Genomic DNA, 19848 nt, shown 5'->3' with positions numbered 1-19848 from the left:
GCACCCGGGGCTGCAAGTGCTTAGTTGGCGCTGCTGCCGGTTCTGTCGGCAGCGACGGTCCTGCGCCGGCGCGCGGGTGGGCTGCTGCTGCGTACGAACCGGACGACGGTGGCACCGGAAGCAATGCGCGACACAGTGCACATAAGCGGCACGCCTGACGAAAGCGTCGCGGGCATTTCCCAGGCCACGCGGTCACCGTAATCCAGGACGAAATTCACCAGCGCAGGCCAGCGCGCGCCGGATTTGCACATGCGTTTCCACTCCCGCACGGAATCGCTGATGGTCACATCGGCAAAGGAGCTGTCCGGGTCCAGTCCCCAGAGTTCCCGGTAAGCCCGGTTGCAGAAACTGAGCACACCGGTCGAGGAAAACACCACCAGCGCCTCGTCAAAGGTATCCATCAGCGATTGACCGAGTTCGAGCTCAGCGCGGAAATTTCGCGTCATGGAAACCTCGGCGCTGATGTCCTCAATCAGAAAGGCAATGGCGCCGTCCGGATGCGGGCGGCCTTTGACGCGATAGGTCTGCCCGCTTTCCAGCGTCCAGGTCTCCTGATACCGGCCGTCGGTGGCGGCTGCGATCACATCGGAAATTTCTTCCCGCCAGGTTTTGTAGTTTTTGGGCTCAGGCATCCGGCGGTTTTCACGCATACGGTCAAAGAACGACAACAGCGTTGGACGGCCGCTCAGAAAATCAGCAGGCAGACTGGTCAGATCAATCAGCGCCGGATTGAACAGAGCGAGCTGCCCGTTACGGTCAAAAATCGCCAGTCCGATCGAAAGCTGCGCAAAGGTTTTCGCCAGCGTCTGTACAAAGTTGCGCTGCGCGATTTCCGACCGGACAACGACATTGACGTTGAGCGCGTGAAAGACCGTGATCCCACCCACCCGTACGGCACTGACATCGTACCAGTCCTTGCGGTCGCCGTTTGCTGACCGGGATGAAACCCGCTGAGTGTCGGCGGTGCCGCCGACCGGTGTGTCGATCTCGAACACCGGCCGGTCGTCGCGGGGCCTCGCGTTGTGAAGCTGGCTGTAGAGGCGCTCATAAGCTGCATTGTACCAGGTGATCCTGCCCTCTTCATTCACCTGCCAGATGGCATGGGAGGTCGTGTCACTGGCGCGCCGCAGGTGACTGGCCTCGGCGGTGAGCGCACGCATCTGTTGCGTCTGGGTCGCACCGGGCAGGCCGTTCTCGATCATCTGAACCTGGGTAAAGCGCCCGCGCCGGGTCAGGCAGAGGGTCGCCTTATCCTCTACGTGGCGCGCCTGAACGGTGATGTTTTCGCCGTCGGCGGCATCCGGTGAGGCAGGCACATCGGGAAAGCGTGACAGCATCCGGTCGCGCCAGGTCTGCCAGTCATCCTGCCCGGGCACCATGTTATACATCTGCATTGCAGTTTCTGACGCGTGGTGCAGGCTCTTGTTATCAAAAAGAAATGAGACGCCCTCGGCAAGACGGTGCGACATGCTGCGCCCGGTAGCCAGCGATTGCCCGCGCGGGGAGAGGATCCAGACAAGCGCGGCAAGTGTGCTGACGATGGCAGCACCTGCGCTGATTGCGATGTCCCAGACAGTCATATGCCAGGCCCCTTTGTCGTCACGGCAAGCCTGTCAGTAGTACAGGCAGCATGGTTAACGCATTCTTAACAGGGACACCGGATCCGGCGGTCTGCGTCAGACGGAAATGGGCTGATTGACGCCTGTCGGGGCCGGGCTGTCACCGGTTACGGCATCAAGGTGACGGCGTTGCCAGATGACCTCGATGATCGCGCCGAAACTGTCCGCGCGCCGTGCGGATGAGGACGCCGGATCGCGGCCGTTGGCAAACCCGAGCTCCGCACCCGAGCGCTCCAGCAGCGTCTTGGCGATAAAAAGACCAAGCCCCATGCCTTCGTATCCCGGCCTCATACGCCCACCGGGAGACCCGCGGCGTTTGCGCACAAAGGGATCTCCGATACGCCCGATCAGATCGGCGGGAAACCCTGGCCCGTTGTCGATGATGCGCAGCGAAATCCGGGTGTCGCTCCAGTCTGCCTCGATCCAGACCTCGGAATGGGCAAAGTCTACAGCGTTCTGAATCAGGTTGCGCAGCCCGTGAATGATCTCGGGTTTGCGCAGAATGGCAGGCTGTTCCGCCTCGGGTGACATGGCGCGGAAATGCACCCGTTTGCCGCGACCGGTGTGTGGCTCGGCAGCCTCTTCCAGCACCGCCATCAGAGGGGCCTGGCGCAGATGCAGGTCGTCTTTGCCGGCGCGCCCCATATCACGCAGAATGTCGCGGCATCTGTCGGCCTGCTGCCGGATCAGGGCGGCGTCTTCGCGCAGATCGGGCCTGTCCTCCAGCTCTTCATAAAGCTCACCGCTGGCCAGTTTTATCGTCGCCAGCGGCGTGCCAAGCTCATGTGCGGCAGCGGCCACAACACCACCCAGATCCGTCAGTTTCTGCTCGCGGGCGAGCGCCATCTGCGTGGCTGAAAGCGCATCCGACATGGAGTGGATTTCCGACGTCACCCGCACGGAATAGGCACTGATAAAGACAATTGCGATGATCAGCGCAATCCAGTTGCCGAAAACGAAGATATCCGGAATCTCCAGAATAAACCCCTGCTCCGTACGCAGCGGCAGATGAAACTGCGACAGAACCGTCACCGCCATAATTGCCACGCTGCCCAGAAGCACGGTCGAGCGCATTGTCAGAACCGCCGCCGAAACCGTCACCGGACCCAGCATCAGCAGCGCGAACGGGTTACTGAGCCCGCCCGTGAGAAAAAGCAAAAGGCTCAGCTGCAGCAGATCAAACATTACGATCAGCATGTTTTCGACTTCGGTCAGACGCTTGTTCTCGGGAAAGACGAAAATTGCCACAAGATTGGAGATGACCGAGGCGCCGACCACCAGATAGCACAGCCCCAGATCAAGCTGCAGACCAAACCAGTGTTGCGCGACGGTGATCGCTGTGAGCTGACCGGCAATCGCAAACCAGCGCAGCACAATGAGCGTGCGCAGCCGGATCCAGTTGGCCCGGACCTCTCCGCTGGGTGGTCTGACGTTCTCTTCGGCCATCACGTTCACCGGTTATTGCATTGCACTCATGATACAGAACGTTAGGACTGCACCCTGACAGGATCAACCTCAACGCCAAGATGGAGACTGATATGAACACCCGCCTGCTTGCACCGCTTGCCCTCCTGGGCGTCGCTGTTTTTGTCGGCGTCTTCTGGTTTGTCAGCCGCGACACAACCGGCGGAGATCAGTTTGCCCAGTGCCGGGCCAGTCAGATCGCCGGCGGTGCGGGTGCCATCGGCGGCCCGTTCGAGCTTGTGAATGCGCAGGGCGACACTGTGACCGACAGCGATGTCATCACAGAGCCGTCGATTGTATATTTCGGATATACCTTCTGCCCGGATGTCTGCCCGCTTGATGTGGCGCGCAATGCGGCAGCCGTCGATGTTCTGGCGGAGCGCAACATGTCCGTCACGCCGGTTTTCATTTCGATCGACCCTGTGCGCGACACGCCCGAGGTTGTCGGCGATTATGCGGCAAACATGCATGAGCGCATGATCGGCCTGACCGGATCGCCCGAACAGGTCAAAGCCGCAAGCCAGGCCTATCGCACCTACTACAAGGCGCAGGACAGCGGCGACGATTTTTACCTCGTGGATCACTCGACATTCAGCTACCTGGTGCTGCCGGAGCACGGATTTGTCGAGTTTTTCCGCCGCGAAACAACGCCGCAGCAAATGGCCGATACCGTTGCCTGTTTTGTCTCAAACGCCTGAAAAACCGGCACCTGTGGCAAAGGGTTATTTGACCTGACCCGATGCGGCACACATATAGTCAGGGCAGAGACAGATAACAAAAGGTCTGAGTGCGCATATGGCTGACATTTCGGAACTCGCGCCCGGTGCGGAAAAAACGATTCTGCTGCTCGATGATGACGAGCCGTTTCTGCGCCGGCTTGCCAAGGCGATGGAAAAACGCGGTTTTGACGTTGAAACAGCGGGCTCCGTTGCGGCTGGTCGCGCGATAGCCACAGCGCGTCCGCCCGCCTTTGCGGTTGTGGATCTGCGGCTGGAAGATGGCAATGGTCTCGATGTCGTCGAAGTACTGCGTGAAAAGCGCCCTGATGCGCGCGTTGTGGTTCTGACCGGGTATGGTGCCATCGCCACGGCTGTGGCGGCGGTGAAAATCGGCGCGGTTGATTATCTGTCGAAACCCGCGGATGCCGCCGATATCGTGAACGCGCTTTTGGCCACGGGCGACGATCTGCCGCCCCCACCCGAAAACCCCATGAGTGCCGACCGCGTACGCTGGGAACATATCCAGCGGGTTTTTGAGCTTTGCGACCGCAATGTCAGTGAAACCGCCCGGCGTCTGAACATGCACCGGCGCACGTTGCAGCGGATCCTGGCGAAACGTTCGCCGCGCTGACCTTCAGATGTCGTAGCGTTTGCTGATCCGGTCCACCACAAGCCCGCTGTCGAGGGCCACACCCTCTTCACGGCGCCAGTCGCGGAAGCCGCGGCTCTGGTAATAAGTCAGCCCGCCGGTGTTATCGGCCCGGATGGTCGCATTGATCCAGTGATAGCCCAGCGCCTTTGCGGCCTTTGCCGTTGCGGTGAAAAGTGCCGACCCGATGCCCAGACCAGTGCGTCCGATCTTCACGAAGGTCGCGATATCACAGGCACTGGCAGGAAGCCTGTCTTTCGGGCAGACCCACTGAAAGCCAACCACTGCCCCCGCTTCATCAAGCGCCACCTGCCAGGCGGAGCGATCCGCATCTTCTGCCATCCAGTCTGCAATATCCTGACCCGTTACAGGCCGGGTCAGCGCAGTCGTACCGCCTTCTTTGATGATAGCATTCAGCAGGTCCGCCATTGGCCTCGTATCAAGCGGCGTCGGCGTCCGGACGGTGATCATGTGATCTGCTCGAGCAGAGCGTGATGGCGCGCAGTGAACTCCGCGCGCACCTCAACCGGCGGGCGCAGTACAATCTGCAGTCCGGACATCAGGGCCGTGTCATGTTTGCCGAAAAACTTTGTCGCCTCGGCTTCTGAAAACCCGGCGATCTGCGTGGCCTCCATCCAGGCGCTTATTTTGTCAGCGCGTTTGATCTGTTTCTTTACCGAAACGGGCAGCGTCCCCGGCAGGCCGAAACGGATGTATATCGCAGCCATCAGCCGGTCATCCAGCGCGCCATATCCGGGACCGACCGCCGCTTTGACCGGTGAGATCATATCTCCGATCACATATTCCGGCGCGTCGTGCAGCAGAGCGGCAAGCCGCCAGCGCGGCGGGGCTCTGGGCGCGATCCGGCCGAAAATAGTCTCTGTTAAGAGGGAATGCTCGGCGACCGAATAGGCATAATCGCCACGCGTCTGCCCGTTCCAGCGCGCCACAAAGGCGAGCCCGTGGGCGATATCCTCAATCTCGATATCGACAGGCGTCGGATCCAGCAGATCCAGCCTGCGCCCCGACAGCATCCGCTGCCATGCCCGGTTTATTGTTGCCATTTGGTCACTGCCCGTCGGTTACGCCTGCTTTGTGCCCTAATTCGGGCGCAGACTTAAAGTATGCTGATCACAGGCTGCCACAAATTATTGATGACCCGCGCTTTGTAAACCGGGCTCGTGGTCGCGATATAAAAAGTACCAGGGGGGGAGGGCACAGCCTTTCCCGGGTCATGTCCTCTTCCCGCATCGAGCGAGAGAAAGAGGAAAGGAGGATGTCATGAAAAGGCATCTCACACTTGCAACACTCACAGCCATAGCACTGGCTGCGGCCCCCGTGGCTCAGGCCGCCAACTGCGGCGACCGGGACAAGGTCGTCGAAAAACTTGCATCCAAATACGATGAGCACCTGACAGCGGGCGGTCTGCAACAGACGCGGTCTGCGCTCAGTGTCATGGAAATCTGGGCGTCCAGCAAAACCGGTACCTTTACCGTGCTGATCACCAGCCCCGAAGGCATCAGCTGCGTTGTGGCTGCTGGAACAGATTTCTTTGACGCCGAAGAAGCACCGCGCGTAAAAGGCTCTGCAAGCTGAGAAACCGGGCAGGTCTGTCCGGGATCGACCGGCCGGGCCGGCAGTAAGGATCTCCTTAACCACAGGGGTATGGTGACGCATTGTCATGTTGCCGGGGCGATGGTATCTGCGCGGTCAAACCGCATGGATAGGATCACCCGAAGATGAGCACTGATTACATCGTCAAAGACATTGAACTGGCCGCCTACGGCCGCAAAGAGCTGGATATTGCCGAAACCGAAATGCCGGGCCTGATGGCCTGCCGCGAGGAATATGGCGAGAGCAGGCCTCTCAAAGGCGCGCGCATCGTGGGCTCGCTGCACATGACCATTCAGACCGCCGTGCTGATCGAGACGCTAACAGCCCTTGGCGCGGATGTGCGCTGGGCGTCATGCAATATTTTCTCCACCCAGGACCACGCCGCCGCCGCAATCGCCGCCGGTGGTACACCTGTTTTCGCGATCAAAGGCCAGTCGCTGGAAGAGCACTGGGATTACCTCGATAAATCCTTCGACTTCCCCGAAGGACCGAACATGATCCTGGACGACGGCGGCGATGCGACACTTTATGTCCTGCTGGGCGCGCGTGCTGAAGCCGGCGAAGAGGTCATCCCGGTGCCCACGTCCGAGGAAGAGGAAGTCATCAAAGCGCAGATCAAAAAGCGTATGGCGGCAAGCCCCGGCTGGTTCACCAGAATTCGCGACCAGATCCAGGGCGTCTCGGAAGAGACAACCACCGGCGTGCACCGCCTTTATGATCTGGTGAAACAGGGCCAGCTGCCCTTCCCCGCAATCAACGTGAACGACTCTGTGACCAAGTCGAAGTTCGACAACAAATATGGCTGCAAGGAATCGCTGGTCGACGGCATCCGCCGTGCCACAGACACCATGATGGCCGGTAAGGTCGCCGTGGTCATGGGCTACGGCGACGTGGGCAAAGGCTCGGCCGCGTCTCTGCGCGGCGCCGGCGCCCGCGTCAAAGTCACCGAAGTTGACCCGATCTGCGCGCTGCAGGCTGCGATGGACGGCTTTGAGGTTGTGCTGCTGGAAGACGTGGTGGGCACTGCGGATATCTTCATCACCACCACCGGCAACAAGGATGTGATCCGCATCGAGCACATGCGCGAGATGAAAGACATGGCGATCGTCGGCAACATCGGCCATTTTGACAACGAGATCCAGGTCGCCGCCCTCAAGAACCACAAATGGACCAACATCAAAGAGCAGGTGGACATGATCGAGATGCCGAACGGCAATCGTCTGATTCTGCTCTCCGAAGGTCGTCTGCTGAACCTCGGCAATGCCACGGGCCACCCGTCGTTTGTGATGTCCGCGTCCTTTACCAACCAGGTGCTGGCGCAGATTGAGCTCTGGACACGTGGTGATCAGTATAAGAACGACGTCTATATCCTGCCCAAACATCTCGATGAAAAGGTGGCGCGCCTGCATCTCGACCGCATCGGCGTGAAGCTCAGCAAGCTCGACCCGGAACAGGCGGCTTATATCGGTGTGGCACCCGAGGGCCCGTTCAAACCGGAGCATTACCGCTACTGATATGACCAGCGCGCGCATTGAACGCTCCGAGGAAAACGACGCGGTCTATCGTCAGATCCGCAGCGAAATCCAGTTCGAGCTCTCTTTGATCAATGCGCGCGTCAACTGGCTGGTCACCAGCCAGGCCTTTCTCTTTGTGCCGCTGACGCTTGGCGCACGTGACAGCGGCATCGGCGCATCGGTTTATTATCCGGTGATCCCGGTTCTCGGGGTTGCGATCTGCTCTCTCGTGCTGATTTCAGTGATGGCCGCGGTCTGGCGTAGTCACCAGTGGCGCGCCAAGGCCTGTCAGGGCGCCTATGACGGGCGCAGCAACGACGCAACCTTCGATGTTATCCTGCCGCACCGGCCACTGATCCCGCGCATGGGGCTGATCGGTGGTGTGGGTGTGCCGGTCATTCTTGTGCTTGTCTGGTTCTGGCTGCTGGTGGCGCCGCCGGGCGTCTGACCCCGGCTTTTTCGACTCTGCACCGGGCAATTGAGCGGTTTTCTGCCGGGCCTGTTCGATATTTATTGTTTCCGGGAACTAAAGAAAACCTGCGGACGTTGCCTCACTGTAAATCTCAAGGAGGTAAAAATGTCCCATTCTAAACTCATGACCACAGTTGCCGTTCTCGCCCTGACCGCTGGTACGGCTTTCGCCGGATCTACGGAAACCAAGGCCGCGGACGAAGAGCTGAAGATCGAATCTCAGACCGAAGCGGCAATGGAAAATGCAGAGCAGGAGATCGAAGAAACTGCTTCTGACGCAGCTGCTGCGACCGAGAACGCCGCCGAAGCCACTGCAGAAGCGACCGGTGATGCAGCCGAAGCTGTCGAAGAGACAGCAGAGAACGCTGCCGAAGCTACCGAAGAAGCGGTTGAAGACACTGCTGCCGCCACAGAATCCGTTGCTGATGAGGCCGTCGAAGAGACCGCCGAAGCCGCAGAGGAAACTGAGCAGGCAATCGAACAGACTGCTGACGCGGCAACAACCGAAGACACCGACATGGCGAGCGACGACACTGTCACCAGTGCTGCCACCGGCTCCGAGTTCTCCGGTATGGTGGTCGGCGATCTGCTGGGCCTGAATGTCTATGAAGCCAATGGCGATGACATCGGCGAGATCGACTATGTTGTCCGTGGTGCCAATGGCTATGAAGCGGTTATCGGCATCGGCGGATTTCTTGGCCTGGGTGAGTACACCGTCGCCATTCCGCTGGAAGAGTTTTCCATGTCCGCTGAGGAAGACGGCCTGAAGCTCAGCACCTGGACCGAAGAAGAGCTTGAAGCACAGCCCGAGTTTGACGAAACTGGTGTCGAAGGTCTCGCAGACGACGTGCGTCTCGACGAAATGTCCTGACCCGACCCTTCTGACCTGACGAAAGAGGCTCTGCACTGCGGGGCCTCTTTTTATCTCCGCCGGTGCTGCGGGGAAATCGGGGGAAGAAAAACCCTTTTGCGAATAAGGAATATGCTTTTAGTCTCCTGGTCAGGGCTTCGGGAAGCCCGGAAAGCCAATTGGGAGACGATATTATGGGCAAGCGTGACGATCTTATTGCGCAATACGCGGACGATCTGAAAAACAAATGCGGGATGAACCCCGATATGGACCTGCTGACCAAGGTCACAATCGGATGCGGCCCGTCAATTTATGACGCTGATGCCTCAACCGTGGCCGGCAGCCAGCCCGGCGAACTCGAAACTGTCAAAGACAAGTTTCTGATTAAGAAACTGGGCCTCTCCGATGGTCCGGAACTGATGGCGGCCATCAACAAAGTCATTGAGACTTATGGCAAATCAGAGCGGAACAAGTATCGCGCTGTTGTCTATTACATGCTGACCAAACACTTCAGCAAAGAATCCGTTTACAGCTGAACGCGAGACACAACCAGATGATGAGCGCCCCGTTTCCTAACGGGGCGTTTCTTTTTTCTGTGGCATTTAAACTACTGAATGATTGCGATTTTTTGCGGCCGGGTGTATCACGTTCCTGTCCGGCCAGTATGGCCAGAACCAGTTTCAGATACACGCGTGGGTATGGGATCGCGTGGGGTGAAGAGGGGTTCTGGCTTTCGCGTCAGGCCCCTTTTTCCGTTCAGAACAATGTCAGTACCAGCCCGATCACCGTACATCCGAAGGTCGCGTAACCGCCGTCAATCAGGATCAGTGCGCGTGGCTTTGCGGAGAAGCTGTAGAAGGTCGCAATCCACGGGCTGACCAGAAAGAACCCGATACCAAAGCCTGAGATGAGTCCCTTGCCCGCCGTGTCGATCGCGCTCAACTCGAAGATATGGCGCATCATGCCGGCCACCAGGATCGCCCCCAGCAGGCTGGTGACATAGGGCACCGGATCTTTGCGGTTGGCCGGAACCCCCTGCCCGTCGAGCGGCACGCCGGAGGCCTTCATCCAGCGCTCAGCAAAGACCGTGTACCAGAGCGCACCGAATATAAATCCGGCGATACCGGCGATGACAACGCTGAAAATGCCCATTTTCTGACCCCCGACAGATAAATCCGTCCCTACCGTGGCAAATATCCGCGCATTCGCCTAGTCAGAAAGGCCCGCGAGCCGACAGACGATCCGCCATTCATCAGGTGTCACCGGCTGCACCGAGAGCCGCGAGTTGCGCACGAGCACCATATCGGCAAGGTCCGGCTCTTCTTTGATCCGGTCCAGGGTCACGGGCGTCTCCACAGGCTTTACGGCCTTGATATCAACGCACTCCCACCGGTCATCTTCCGTGGTGCTGTCGGGATGGGCCTCGCGGATCACTTCGACGATGCCCACGACCGCGCGCTCTTTCTGCGAGTGATAGAAAAAGCCGGTATCGCCCTTTTTCATCTCGCGCATGAAGTTGCGGGCCTGGTAATTGCGCACGCCGTCCCATTCCTCGCCGGTCTCACCTTTTGCCACCTGATCGTCCCAACCCCATGTGGAGGGCTCGGATTTGAAGAGCCAGTGTGCCATCAGCCGATGACCCTGTTCCACGGGATTAGCTCAACCGAGGCGAAAAGACCCGCTTTTGCATAGGGGTCTGCAGCAGCCCAAGCCTCTGCCGCATCCATATCAGCCACATCCAGAATGATCAGCGACCCGCACATATCGCCCGCCGCATCGAGCAGCGGCCCGGCCTGTTGGACGGCGGGTCCGGATTTCAGGTATTCCACGTGCAGCGGGCGGTTTTCCTGCCTGACAGGCAGCGCGCCGGGCTTGTCCCGCGCAATCAGTGCAACCAGCATATTATTCTTCCTTCAGTGAGCGCGACAAAAGGTGTCGCATGGCCTGAGGTACATCCAAACGGTTTTCGACAAGCGCTGCAACCACCGCCGTGATGGGCATATCATCCCCCGCGGCGCGCGCGGCCGAATCCATCGCGCGGGCTGTTGCGGCGCCTTCGACAGTTACAGCAGGGTCAAAACCGTCGCCCTGTCCCAGCGACAGCCCCAGACGGTAATTGCGCGACTGTTCCGAGGTGCAGGTCAGCACCAGATCTCCGAACCCCGAGAGCCCGCTGAGAGTCGCGGGGTCCGCACCGCGCCGGGCCGCAAGCCGTGTCATCTCTGCGTTTCCGCGCGTCATCAGGGCCGCGCGGGCGCTTTCTCCAAGGCCCGCGCCGATCGCCGCACCGCAGGCAATCGCCACAACGTTTTTCAGCGCTCCGCCCAGGGCCGCACCGGTCACATCAGTGCTGCGATAAAGCCGCAGCGTGACCGACGACAGCCTTTCCTGAAGCACCTCGCCAAGGGGAGCGTCTGCACAGGCCAGCGTCATCGCGGTCGGCAGGCCGATGGCTATGTCGCGCGCGAAGCCGGGCCCGGTCAGCAGCGCCAGAGGGGATCCCGGCAGTACATCGGCAATGACATCCTGCGGCCCCTGCCCGGTTTCAAGTTCGATCCCTTTGCAGCAGGCCACCAGCGTTCTGCCGGCAAGCTGCGCGCGATGATCCTGGAGAAATCCACGCAGTTTCTGCATCGGCACGGCCAGCAGAAGGACATCGGCTTCTGCCAGCGCCCGGGCGTCGGATGAAACCGTGATGCTGTCGGGCAGACGCGCGCCCGGCAGACGCCGCGCATTCTCACGCGTTGTGTCCAGTTTTTCTGCCTCTCCTGCGTCGCGCAGCCACAGGGTGACCGGGCCTGTTGCACTGATCGAAATGGCCAGTGCCGTGCCGAAAGCACCTGCACCCGCCACCGCGACCTTCATGCTTTCGCGCCCTTTTTGCCGCTGCCCAGCATGGCGGGGCTCGTCTGGTCCAGCGGCCATCGGGGCCGCGCCGGCAGGCTCATGCCTGAGGGCCCGGATATCGCCATCTGCTCCAGTGCCGCGTATCCGATCATCGCTGCATTATCGGTGCAAAGGGCGAGTGGTGGCGCGATGAAGCGCGCGCCAAACTCCTGCGAAACAGTCTCTAAGGCCCTGCGTATCGTAATGTTTGCTGCGACACCACCGGCAACGCAGATGACCGGCGTCTGATCCGCCACCTTCGGGTAATTGTCCATCGCCCTGCGTGTCTTTTCAGCAAAGACATCCGCAACCGCCGCCTGAAATCCGGCACAAAGATCGCAGCGGTCCTGCTCGGTGAGCCCGCCCTGGTCTGCTATCAGCGCGTCCCGGGTCCGCAAAACGGCGGTCTTCAGCCCGGAGAACGACATATCGCACCCTGCCCTGTCGAGCAGCGGCCGCGGAAAGGCAAAGCGTGCCGGATCACCGTCTTTTGCTGCAGCCTCGACGGCCGGCCCGCCCGGTTGCGGCAACCCGAGAAGCCGCGCAATCTTGTCAAAAGCCTCGCCCGGCGCATCGTCGATCGTGCCCCCAAGCCGGGTGAAATCCTCCGGTCCGCGCACCAGCAGAAACTGGCAGTGCCCGCCCGAGACCAGGAGCATCAGCCAGGGATATGGCACGGCGTCGGTCAGGCCAGGCGTCAGCGCGTGACCGGCAAGGTGGTTGATCCCGTAGAGCGGTTTGCCTGTGGCGGCCGCCAGACCCTTGGCGCACATCACCCCCGATACCACTCCGCCGATCAGCCCCGGACCCGCGGTCACTGCGATGGCGTCGATGTCATCCAGCCCGAGACCTGAGGCCTCCAGCGCCTGCTCCACGCAATGATCCAGCGTTTCGGCATGCGCGCGTGCGGCAATTTCCGGCACGACGCCGCCGAACCCGGCGTGCAGCTCCGCCTGCCCCCGCACCACGGAGGACAGGATCTCCGTCGCGCCACCGGCCGTCCGGCGCAGTACAGCAGCAGCCGTGTCATCACAGCTGCTTTCCAGCGCCAGAACGGTACAGGGTGCGGCCATCGGGGCGTTTCCGTTGCAAGATAAACGCCCTGCAGGTAACACCGGATGGCTGCGTAAACAATGCCGGGGGTGAGATGGCTGATCAGAAGATGTCATTACTGATGACCCGTCCGGCAGGCGCGAACGCGGATTTCGTCGGGATGTTGTCGCGGCGGGTCCGGTCCGGAGCTGACGTGATCGAAAGCCCCCTGCTGCGTATTGAGCCCCTGCGCGGCGCGGCGGCACCGTCGCCGCAGGAAGAAGCCGTCTTTTCCTCGTCCAATGGTGTGCGGTTTGCGCCTCCCGGGGATGGCCGCCGGGCCTGGTGCGTCGGCGCGCGTACCACGGGCAGCGCGCAAAACGCGGGCTGGGAAGCGGAGCAGGCGGGTGATACGGCGGCGGAGCTGATTAAACGCATTCTCGCGGAACGCCCCGCCGCAGATCTCGTACATCTGAGCGGGGCGCATACGCGCGGCGCGATCTGTGAATCGCTGCAGGCTGCGGGGCTCCGGGCCCGGAGAATCGTTCTCTATGATCAGCAGCTTCTGAGCCTGAGCCCGGTTGCCCGCGCGCTCTTTGATGGCTCCGGTCAGGTGATTGTGCCGCTTTTTTCACCGCGTGCTGCGGCGCAGTTTGTGGCGGAATGCCCGGCGCCCGGACAGGTGATCGCGGTCTTTCTGAGCGACGCTGTTGCAGCCGGCACTGGTCAGACCGCATTTTCGCAACGGATCACAGCGGGTACTCCTGATGCGGTTTCCATGGCGGCAGGCATTGAAAAACTGTTTCCCTGAGACAGCTTGGGTTGAGAGGAGTTCCGCCCCGGAGTAAGGTTTCAAAGCGACGCCGGCGGGCGGAGAATCGGATTAGGGGTGGATGTTTTGGCTAAATCGCGCAAATCGGGCAATAAGGAAGACGACAAGAACCTGTCCGCAGAGACGCCGGAGACGCAGGTCACCGATGACGTAACCGCAGAAGACGCGTCCGACAAAAAGGCGGATGACACCGGCGCGCAGGAGCAGCAGGAGGCAACTGCTGAGCCGACGGATGCTGCGGATGAGCCTGTCACAGACCCTGACGCGGTCCTTGCGAAGACGCCGGAAAAGGCCCCGGATCCCGATCCTGAAAAATCCGGTACAGAGACTGATTTCGTCCTGTTAGAGACTGATGAGGGTGAAAAGAACCCGTCTGACAATCCATGGTCTGCCGAGGCCCGGGAGACTGACCCGGCAGAAACTGAGGCCGCGGTGAAGGATGTCGGTAAGACCTCTGACGCGGAGAAACCGGAAGAGGACCAGGCCCTGCCTGTGGTCACCCAGACCACCGTGCGCGAGGTGCACAAAGGCAGCATGTGGCCCGCCGTTTTTGGTGGTGTGATCGCTGCCCTGATCGGATTTATCGCAGGGCGCGGTGACCAGCTTGACGCTTATCTTCCGGAATCGATGCAGAGAAGCAGCATTTATGTTGCCGAAATCGAATCGTGGACGGATGATCTGAGCGCTGAGACCGCCGCGCTTTCAGCACGGATTGAAGCTCTGGAGAACGCCGAACCTGCCGTGGCTGATACGTCCGAGGTATCGGGCGCTGTCGGTGCACTGGCCACGTCAGTTGAAGAGCTCTCCGGGCGGATCAGTGATCTTGAAAGCAGGCCCGTCGCCACAGAGCCCGGCGACAGCGGTGCCTCTGCTGAAGAGATCGCCGCCCTGCAGGCCGCGCTGGATGAGCAGAGCCGGCAGATCGCCACACAAAGCGACGAGATCGCAACCCTTCAGGCCGGGGTCGCCGACGCCGAAGCGGCCGCACGCTCAGAAGCTGAAAAGATCCTCGCGCGGGCGGCTCTGACCCGGGTGGTCACGGCCGTCGAAAGCGGCGAGGCTTTTGAGCCGGCGCTGAACGATCTCGAAGAGGTCGCGCCTGTTGAGGTCCCTGAGGCGCTGCGTACTGCTGCATCTGACGGTGTCCCGACGATCAGTGATCTGCGCGAGAGCTTTCCGGGTGCGGCGCGCGCGGGTCTTGCTGCGGCGCGGGAACATACACCCGAAGCCGAAGTTCAGGGTGTTGGTGCGTTTCTGCGTCGGACGCTCGGTGCGCGGTCTGTGACCCCGCGGGACGGTGATGACCCCGATGCGATCCTGTCGCGCAGCGAGGCCGCTCTGAAACAGGGTGATCTCTCACTTGCGCTGAGCGAGATGGAGGCGCTTCCCGAACCCGCCAGGACCGCGATGCAGGACTGGATCTCCTCTGCCGAGGCCCGTCAGGCCGCCCGTGACGCTGCAACTACGCTGTCTGACAGCCTGCAAAGTAACTAAGGAAGACATAATGCTCTGGTCTCTGATTAAGATTGTACTCTTTGTTGCAGCTGTTGCAGCACTGGCACTCGGTGCCGATTACCTGCTCGAAAGCGAAGGCGGTGTGCAGGTCACCGTGATGGGCAGCGAATACACCTTTGGTCCGCTGCAATCGGTGATCGCCGTGGCGGTGATGGTGCTCGCCGTCTGGATCCTGCTGAAACTGCTGTCGCTGCTGATGGCCACCTGGCATTTTCTCAATGGTGATGAAACGGCGCTGTCGCGGTATTTTGACCGCAACCGTGAGCGCAAAGGCTTTGAGGCTCTGTCCGAAGGGCTGATGGCACTGGCAAGCGGCGAGGGCCGTGTCGCGATGAACAAAGCCGCCAAGGCTGACCGTTATCTCAACAAGCCTGAGCTGACCAATCTGCTCACCGCGCAGGCCGCCGAAATGGCCGGAGACAAACGCAAGGCCGAAGAGACATATAAAAAGCTCGTCGCCAACAATGCGACGCGCTTTGTCGGTGTGCGCGGAATTCTGCGCCAGAAACTCGCAGAGGGTGATACCGAAACGGCGCTGGCGCTGGCCGAGAAAGCTTTTGCTCTCAAGCCCAGACACGAAGAAACCCAGGACGTCCTGCTGCGCCTGCAGGCAAAGAAAGAAGACTGGGCCGGTGCGCGCCAGACCCTGAGTGCCAAGCTGAAGCATGGCAACCTGCCGCGCGATGTGCACAAACGCCGTGATGCGGTTCTGGCGCTGTCGGAGGCGAAAGACATCATTTCTGACGAGAGCTCCATTGAGGTGCAGGAAAAGGCCATTGAGGCGAACAAACTGTCGCCGGATCTTATTCCCGCAGCGGTCATGGCGGCCCGAAGCTATATCCGCCAGCAGCGTCCGCGTCTGGCGACGCGGCTCCTGAAAAAGGCCTGGGAGGCACACCCGCATCCTGATCTGGCAGCAGCTTTCGCCGAAATAGAGCCTGATGAAACCCCCCAGGCCCGGATCAAACGCTTTGCCGCTCTGACCCGGACGCGGCCTGACGACGCTGAGACCAAAATGCTGCTGTCTGAACTGCACATTGCCAACGAGGATTTCCCCGAAGCCCGGCGCGCTCTGGGTGATCTGGTTGAAACCGACCCGACAGTACGGTCTGTGACCCTGATGGCGGCGATCGAGCGGGGCGAGGGGGCTAAGGATGCAGTCGTACGGGGCTGGCTTGCCCGTGCGGTGACTGTTTCGCGCGGTCCGCAGTGGATCTGTGACAACTGCCAGCACATCCACGCGGAGTGGGCGCCGATCTGTGAAAACTGCGAGAGCTTTGACACCCTTGCCTGGAAACGCCCGCCTATGTCGGAAATGGCGATGCCGGGCGGTGTGCAGATGCTGCCTCTGATCGTCGGCACGCTGGAGGATAAATCCGCAGCGGACGAACCCGAAGTACCCGTCGATGACACCACCGACGACGCTGAAATTGTTGATGCGGAACTGGTCAGCGACCCACCGGGCGAAACCCCCACGGAGACCTCCGGGAACCAGGAAACGAGCAAAGCCGTCTGAAACCACAGCGCGCGCTCTTGACCTTCCAGTGACTGGAACCCTTATGTAGAACGTGTCTGCACAAGGGATCCCCGGCATATGCCAGATACAGTCACGCTTTCGGTCGAAAAAATGTCCTGCGCCTCCTGCGTCGGGCGCGTGGATCGCGCGCTTTCTGCAGTGCCCGGTGTTCATGGCGTCGCGGTTAACCTCGCAACGGAAACCGCGACCGTCACCGGCGACGCCACTGCTGACGCCCTGATAGCCGCCGCGAATGACGCAGGATACCCTGCGCGCCGGTCTGATGCCGATGCCCTGGCCCAGGGCGCGCGCCGCGACGCAGAAGCCAGTCACCTGAAAAAAAAGGTTATTCTGGCGGCAGCATTGACCGCGCCGGTGGTTTTCCTCGCCATGGGCGCGCATGTGGTTCCTGCACTCGAAGTCGCGGTCGGGCAGGGGATCAGTCACCTTATTCAGGCCGTTCTGACGATTATAGTGATGGCCGGGCCCGGGCGCGATTTCTATCGTGACGGGTTTCCGGCGCTTTTCCGGGGTGCGCCCGATATGAACAGCCTTGTTGCCCTTGGCAGTGGAGCGGCGCTGGTATACTCGCTGTTTGTGATGCTGATCCCGTCGGCCTTTCCCGAAGCCGCCCGGGGTGTCTATTTCGAAGCTGCGGCCGTGATCGTGACCCTGATCCTGACAGGACGCTGGCTGGAGGCGCGCGCAAAGGGCCGCACCGGTGCCGCGATTCGCGCCCTGGCCGGGTTGCAGCCGCGCAGCGCCCGCGTGGAGCGCGACAGTAAAACCCTCGATGTGGCCGTGGCTGACATCGTGACCGGTGACATCATTCTGCTGCGTCCGGGCGAGCGGGTACCCGTCGACGGCGAGGTGCTTGAAGGCACCGGCGCAGTGGATGAGGCGATGATGACGGGCGAGCCTTTGCCGGTGGAAAAGGTACCTGGTGATAAGGTCACCGGCGGCACGGTCAACGGCGCGGCGAGCCTCAGGATCAGAGCGACCCGGGTGGGCAAAGACACCGTGCTCGCCGGTATTATACGTATGGTGCAACAGGCCCAGGGCGCAAAACTTCCGGTGCAGGATCTGGTGGACCGCATTACCATGTGGTTCGTGCCGGCGGTGCTGGTGGTGGCTGCGATTGCCGTCGTGGCCTGGGTGATCTTCGGGCCGGCACCGATCATTTCCTACGCTCTGGTGGCCGGAGTTTCGGTACTTATCATCGCCTGTCCCTGCGCCATGGGGCTGGCAACGCCGACCTCGATTATGGTGGCCGTGGGCCGTGCTGCTGAACTGGGCGTGCTGTTTCGCAAGGGTGACGCGCTGCAGGCGCTGGCAGGGATCGACGTCATCGCTTTTGACAAAACCGGCACACTGACTACCGGACGCCCGGTGCTCGCAAACCTGGATCTTGTGACAGGCTGGGAGAAATCTGACCTGCTGGCACATATCGCCGCGGTGGAAGCGCGCGCGGAACATCCCGTCGCCCGCGCCATTGTCGAGGCCGCAAAAGAAGCCGGCGCGCCGGAGTACGCGGCGCAGAATATCTCCGCCCGCAACGGTCTGGGCATCGAAGGAGAGGTTAAAGGCCGCACCGTTCTGATCGGTTCGGGCAGACTGATGACTGACGCCGGGATCAGCACGGCAGAGTTCGATGACCGCGCCGGTGAGCTTGCGGGGCAGGGGCAGACGGTATTTTTCGCCGCGATTGATGGCGAAGTGGCGGCGCTTCTGGGCGTGTCGGATCAGATCAAGGAGAACGCCCGGGCAATCGTGGCAACACTGCGCGCGCATGGCACAGACGTCGCCATGATCACCGGAGACCGCGAAGAAACAGCCCGCACAATCGCCAGAGAAATCGGCATCAGCACCGTTGTCGCGGGCGTCATGCCGGACGGTAAGGTCAGCGCCCTGCAGGAGATCCGCGGCGACGGACGCCGTATCGCGTTTGTCGGGGATGGCATCAACGATGCGCCGGCCCTTGCCGCAGCGGATGTGGGCATTGCCATCGGCGCGGGCACGGATGTGGCGATTGAAGCGGCTGACGTGGTTCTGATGTCGGGTGATCTGCAGGGCGTGATCCGCGCCGTATCAGTCTCTGACAGGGCAATGCGCAACATCCGGCAGAATCTTTTCTGGGCATTCGGATACAACGTCGCCCTGATCCCTGTCGCTGCCGGGGTCCTCTGGGCCAGTGCGGGTATTCTGCTGTCCCCGATGCTCGCAGCCGGGGCCATGGCGCTGTCGAGCGTCTTTGTTCTGACCAATGCGCTGCGCCTGCGCGGCATAACGGGAGATACGCTTTGAACATCAGCGACGTCGCAAAGGCTACGGGCCTGCCGGTTAAAACCATCCGATATTACGAGGACATTGATCTGATCACGCCCGGGCGGGGCGAGAACGGCTATCGCAGGTTCAGCGTGCAGGACCAGCACCGGCTGGCATTCATCGGACGCGCCCGCTCGCTGGGCTTTTCGGTCGAGGCCTGCCGCAGTCTCCTGCTGCTCTATAATGACCGCGACCGGGCAAGCGCCGACGTCAAACGGATCGCCAGAGAGCATCTTGCGGAGATTGAACGCAAACGGGATGAGCTGACCCAGATGCGCGATACGCTTGCGCTTCTGATCAGCGCCTGCGCGGGTAACGACCGGCCTGACTGTCCGATCCTCGCGGATCTGGCGGCAGGTGACGGCTCTTGACGCGGCGCGCGTTCGGGTCACGTTAGGCGCATGGACGACGTTTTTCAGCATACGATCAAGGTTCTCTTTCAGCACTGCGACCCGGCGGGGATCGTTTTCTATCCGCGTTATTTCGAAATGGTGAACCAGACGGTCGAGGAATGGCATGAGGTCGGCCTTGGCCATTCGTTTGCACAGATGCACCTGGAACGCGGCCATGGCGTGCCGACGGTTTCCATCGGCGCCGAGTTCTCCGCGCCCAGCAAAATGGGTGATGTCCTGACCTGGCGGCTGCATGTTACGAAGCTCGGGCGCACTTCGGCGCATCTGCACGTCGAAGCGCATTGCGCTGAGGAATTGCGCATGACGGCCACGCCTGTTCTCGTGTCAGTGGATATGAGCACCGGCCGTCCGGTGCCCTGGCCCGACGCCATGCGCTCCCGCATCACAACCTTCCTGCAGAGCAAACAGCTTTAAATATAAAAATTTCAG

22 protein-coding genes are annotated in these 19848 nt (G+C 61.0%); 13 read left to right on the top strand and 9 right to left on the bottom strand.

Annotated features, from left to right (window positions below; all coding sequences use genetic code 11):
* Positions 1-20: 20 nt before the first annotated feature.
* Both G3256_RS00270 and regB read right to left on the bottom strand, forming a co-directional pair.
* Positions 21-1580 (bottom strand): PAS-domain containing protein, encoded by a 1560-nt coding sequence (locus tag G3256_RS00270; RefSeq protein ID WP_169638931.1) that lies wholly within the window; start codon positions 1578-1580, stop codon positions 21-23.
* Between the two features lie 96 nt (positions 1581-1676).
* The gene (regB, locus tag G3256_RS00265; RefSeq protein WP_169638930.1) at positions 1677-3065 is read right to left on the bottom strand and encodes a sensor histidine kinase RegB; all 1389 of its coding nucleotides are present in this window, start codon (positions 3063-3065) and stop codon (positions 1677-1679) included.
* A 92-nt stretch (positions 3066-3157) separates the two neighbouring features.
* On the opposite strand from regB, the gene G3256_RS00260 reads away from it, so the two are divergent.
* Together G3256_RS00260 and G3256_RS00255 are read left to right on the top strand one after the other, a co-directional pair.
* Positions 3158-3781: an SCO family protein gene (locus G3256_RS00260; protein WP_169638929.1), complete on the top strand. Its 624-nt coding sequence runs from the start codon at positions 3158-3160 to the stop codon at positions 3779-3781.
* Between the two features lie 97 nt (positions 3782-3878).
* On the top strand, positions 3879-4433 hold the full coding sequence (locus G3256_RS00255; RefSeq protein WP_169638928.1) for an ActR/PrrA/RegA family redox response regulator transcription factor: 555 nt from the start codon (positions 3879-3881) through the stop codon (positions 4431-4433).
* A 3-nt stretch (positions 4434-4436) separates the two neighbouring features.
* Here G3256_RS00255 and G3256_RS00250 read toward each other — a convergent pair whose 3' ends face one another.
* Together G3256_RS00250 and G3256_RS00245 are read right to left on the bottom strand one after the other, a co-directional pair.
* Positions 4437-4922 (bottom strand): GNAT family N-acetyltransferase, encoded by a 486-nt coding sequence (locus tag G3256_RS00250; protein WP_169638927.1) that lies wholly within the window; start codon positions 4920-4922, stop codon positions 4437-4439.
* Positions 4919-5515, bottom strand: coding sequence for an HD domain-containing protein (locus tag G3256_RS00245; protein ID WP_169638926.1), 597 nt, complete (start codon positions 5513-5515; stop codon positions 4919-4921). The genes G3256_RS00250 and G3256_RS00245 overlap by 4 nt, the downstream gene beginning before the upstream one ends.
* Positions 5516-5732: 217 nt before the next feature.
* On the opposite strand from G3256_RS00245, the gene G3256_RS00240 reads away from it, so the two are divergent.
* From G3256_RS00240 to G3256_RS00220, 5 genes are all read left to right on the top strand, one after another.
* Positions 5733-6047, top strand: coding sequence for a hypothetical protein (locus G3256_RS00240; protein ID WP_169638925.1), 315 nt, complete (start codon positions 5733-5735; stop codon positions 6045-6047).
* A 143-nt stretch (positions 6048-6190) separates the two neighbouring features.
* Positions 6191-7579, top strand: a complete 1389-nt coding sequence (gene ahcY, locus G3256_RS00235) for an adenosylhomocysteinase (RefSeq protein ID WP_169638924.1) — start codon at positions 6191-6193, stop codon at positions 7577-7579.
* Position 7580: 1 nt separating this feature from the next.
* Entirely contained in the window at positions 7581-8027 is a 447-nt protein-coding gene (locus G3256_RS00230; RefSeq protein WP_169638923.1) for a hypothetical protein, read from the top strand.
* Between the two features lie 129 nt (positions 8028-8156).
* Positions 8157-8921, top strand: coding sequence for a PRC-barrel domain-containing protein (locus G3256_RS00225; protein WP_169638922.1), 765 nt, complete (start codon positions 8157-8159; stop codon positions 8919-8921).
* Between the two features lie 173 nt (positions 8922-9094).
* Positions 9095-9436: a DUF2853 family protein gene (locus G3256_RS00220; RefSeq protein WP_169642260.1), complete on the top strand. Its 342-nt coding sequence runs from the start codon at positions 9095-9097 to the stop codon at positions 9434-9436.
* Between the two features lie 220 nt (positions 9437-9656).
* Here the strand turns inward: G3256_RS00220 and G3256_RS00215 are convergent, their stop codons facing one another.
* Genes G3256_RS00215 through tsaD form a run of 5 tightly spaced genes read right to left on the bottom strand, consistent with a single transcriptional unit; the run spans position 9657 to position 12859 of the window.
* Complete coding sequence (locus G3256_RS00215; protein ID WP_169638921.1) at positions 9657-10052, bottom strand: DUF1761 domain-containing protein; 396 nt, start codon at positions 10050-10052, stop codon at positions 9657-9659.
* A 57-nt stretch (positions 10053-10109) separates the two neighbouring features.
* Positions 10110-10529 carry an EVE domain-containing protein gene (locus tag G3256_RS00210; RefSeq protein ID WP_169638920.1) on the bottom strand — a complete coding sequence of 140 codons (420 nt, stop codon included), beginning with the start codon at positions 10527-10529 and terminating at the stop codon, positions 10110-10112.
* On the bottom strand, positions 10529-10801 hold the full coding sequence (locus G3256_RS00205; RefSeq protein WP_169638919.1) for a YciI family protein: 273 nt from the start codon (positions 10799-10801) through the stop codon (positions 10529-10531). Before G3256_RS00205 ends, G3256_RS00210 begins: the two co-directional genes overlap by 1 nt.
* A gap of 1 nt (position 10802) precedes the next feature.
* Entirely contained in the window at positions 10803-11765 is a 963-nt protein-coding gene (locus G3256_RS00200; RefSeq protein ID WP_169638918.1) for an NAD(P)H-dependent glycerol-3-phosphate dehydrogenase, read from the bottom strand.
* Entirely contained in the window at positions 11762-12859 is a 1098-nt protein-coding gene (gene tsaD / locus G3256_RS00195) for a tRNA (adenosine(37)-N6)-threonylcarbamoyltransferase complex transferase subunit TsaD (RefSeq protein ID WP_169638917.1), read from the bottom strand. Before tsaD ends, G3256_RS00200 begins: the two co-directional genes overlap by 4 nt.
* Before the next feature lie 74 nt (positions 12860-12933).
* On the opposite strand from tsaD, the gene G3256_RS00190 reads away from it, so the two are divergent.
* The 6 genes from G3256_RS00190 (at position 12934) to G3256_RS00165 (ending at position 19833) form a co-directional block, all read left to right on the top strand.
* Positions 12934-13629: a uroporphyrinogen-III synthase gene (locus tag G3256_RS00190; RefSeq protein ID WP_169638916.1), complete on the top strand. Its 696-nt coding sequence runs from the start codon at positions 12934-12936 to the stop codon at positions 13627-13629.
* 87 nt (positions 13630-13716) lie between these two features.
* Positions 13717-15144, top strand: a complete 1428-nt coding sequence (locus G3256_RS00185) for a COG4223 family protein (RefSeq protein WP_169638915.1) — start codon at positions 13717-13719, stop codon at positions 15142-15144.
* 10 nt (positions 15145-15154) lie between these two features.
* Entirely contained in the window at positions 15155-16681 is a 1527-nt protein-coding gene (locus tag G3256_RS00180; RefSeq protein WP_169638914.1) for a heme biosynthesis protein HemY, read from the top strand.
* Between the two features lie 78 nt (positions 16682-16759).
* Complete coding sequence (locus G3256_RS00175) at positions 16760-18985, top strand: heavy metal translocating P-type ATPase (RefSeq protein ID WP_169638913.1); 2226 nt, start codon at positions 16760-16762, stop codon at positions 18983-18985.
* A complete protein-coding gene (gene cueR, locus G3256_RS00170; protein ID WP_169638912.1) occupies positions 18982-19377 on the top strand; it encodes a Cu(I)-responsive transcriptional regulator in 396 nt (131 codons plus the stop codon). Before G3256_RS00175 ends, cueR begins: the two co-directional genes overlap by 4 nt.
* 30 nt (positions 19378-19407) lie before the next feature.
* On the top strand, positions 19408-19833 hold the full coding sequence (locus G3256_RS00165; protein WP_169638911.1) for an acyl-CoA thioesterase: 426 nt from the start codon (positions 19408-19410) through the stop codon (positions 19831-19833).
* The last annotated feature ends 15 nt before the right edge of the window (positions 19834-19848 follow it).

The organism is Roseobacter ponti, assembly GCF_012932215.1.
Classification (GTDB): Bacteria; Pseudomonadota; Alphaproteobacteria; order Rhodobacterales; family Rhodobacteraceae; genus Roseobacter; species Roseobacter ponti.
The sequence above is the reverse complement of the archived record's forward strand: the minus strand, read 5'-3'. Positions and strand labels throughout refer to the sequence as shown.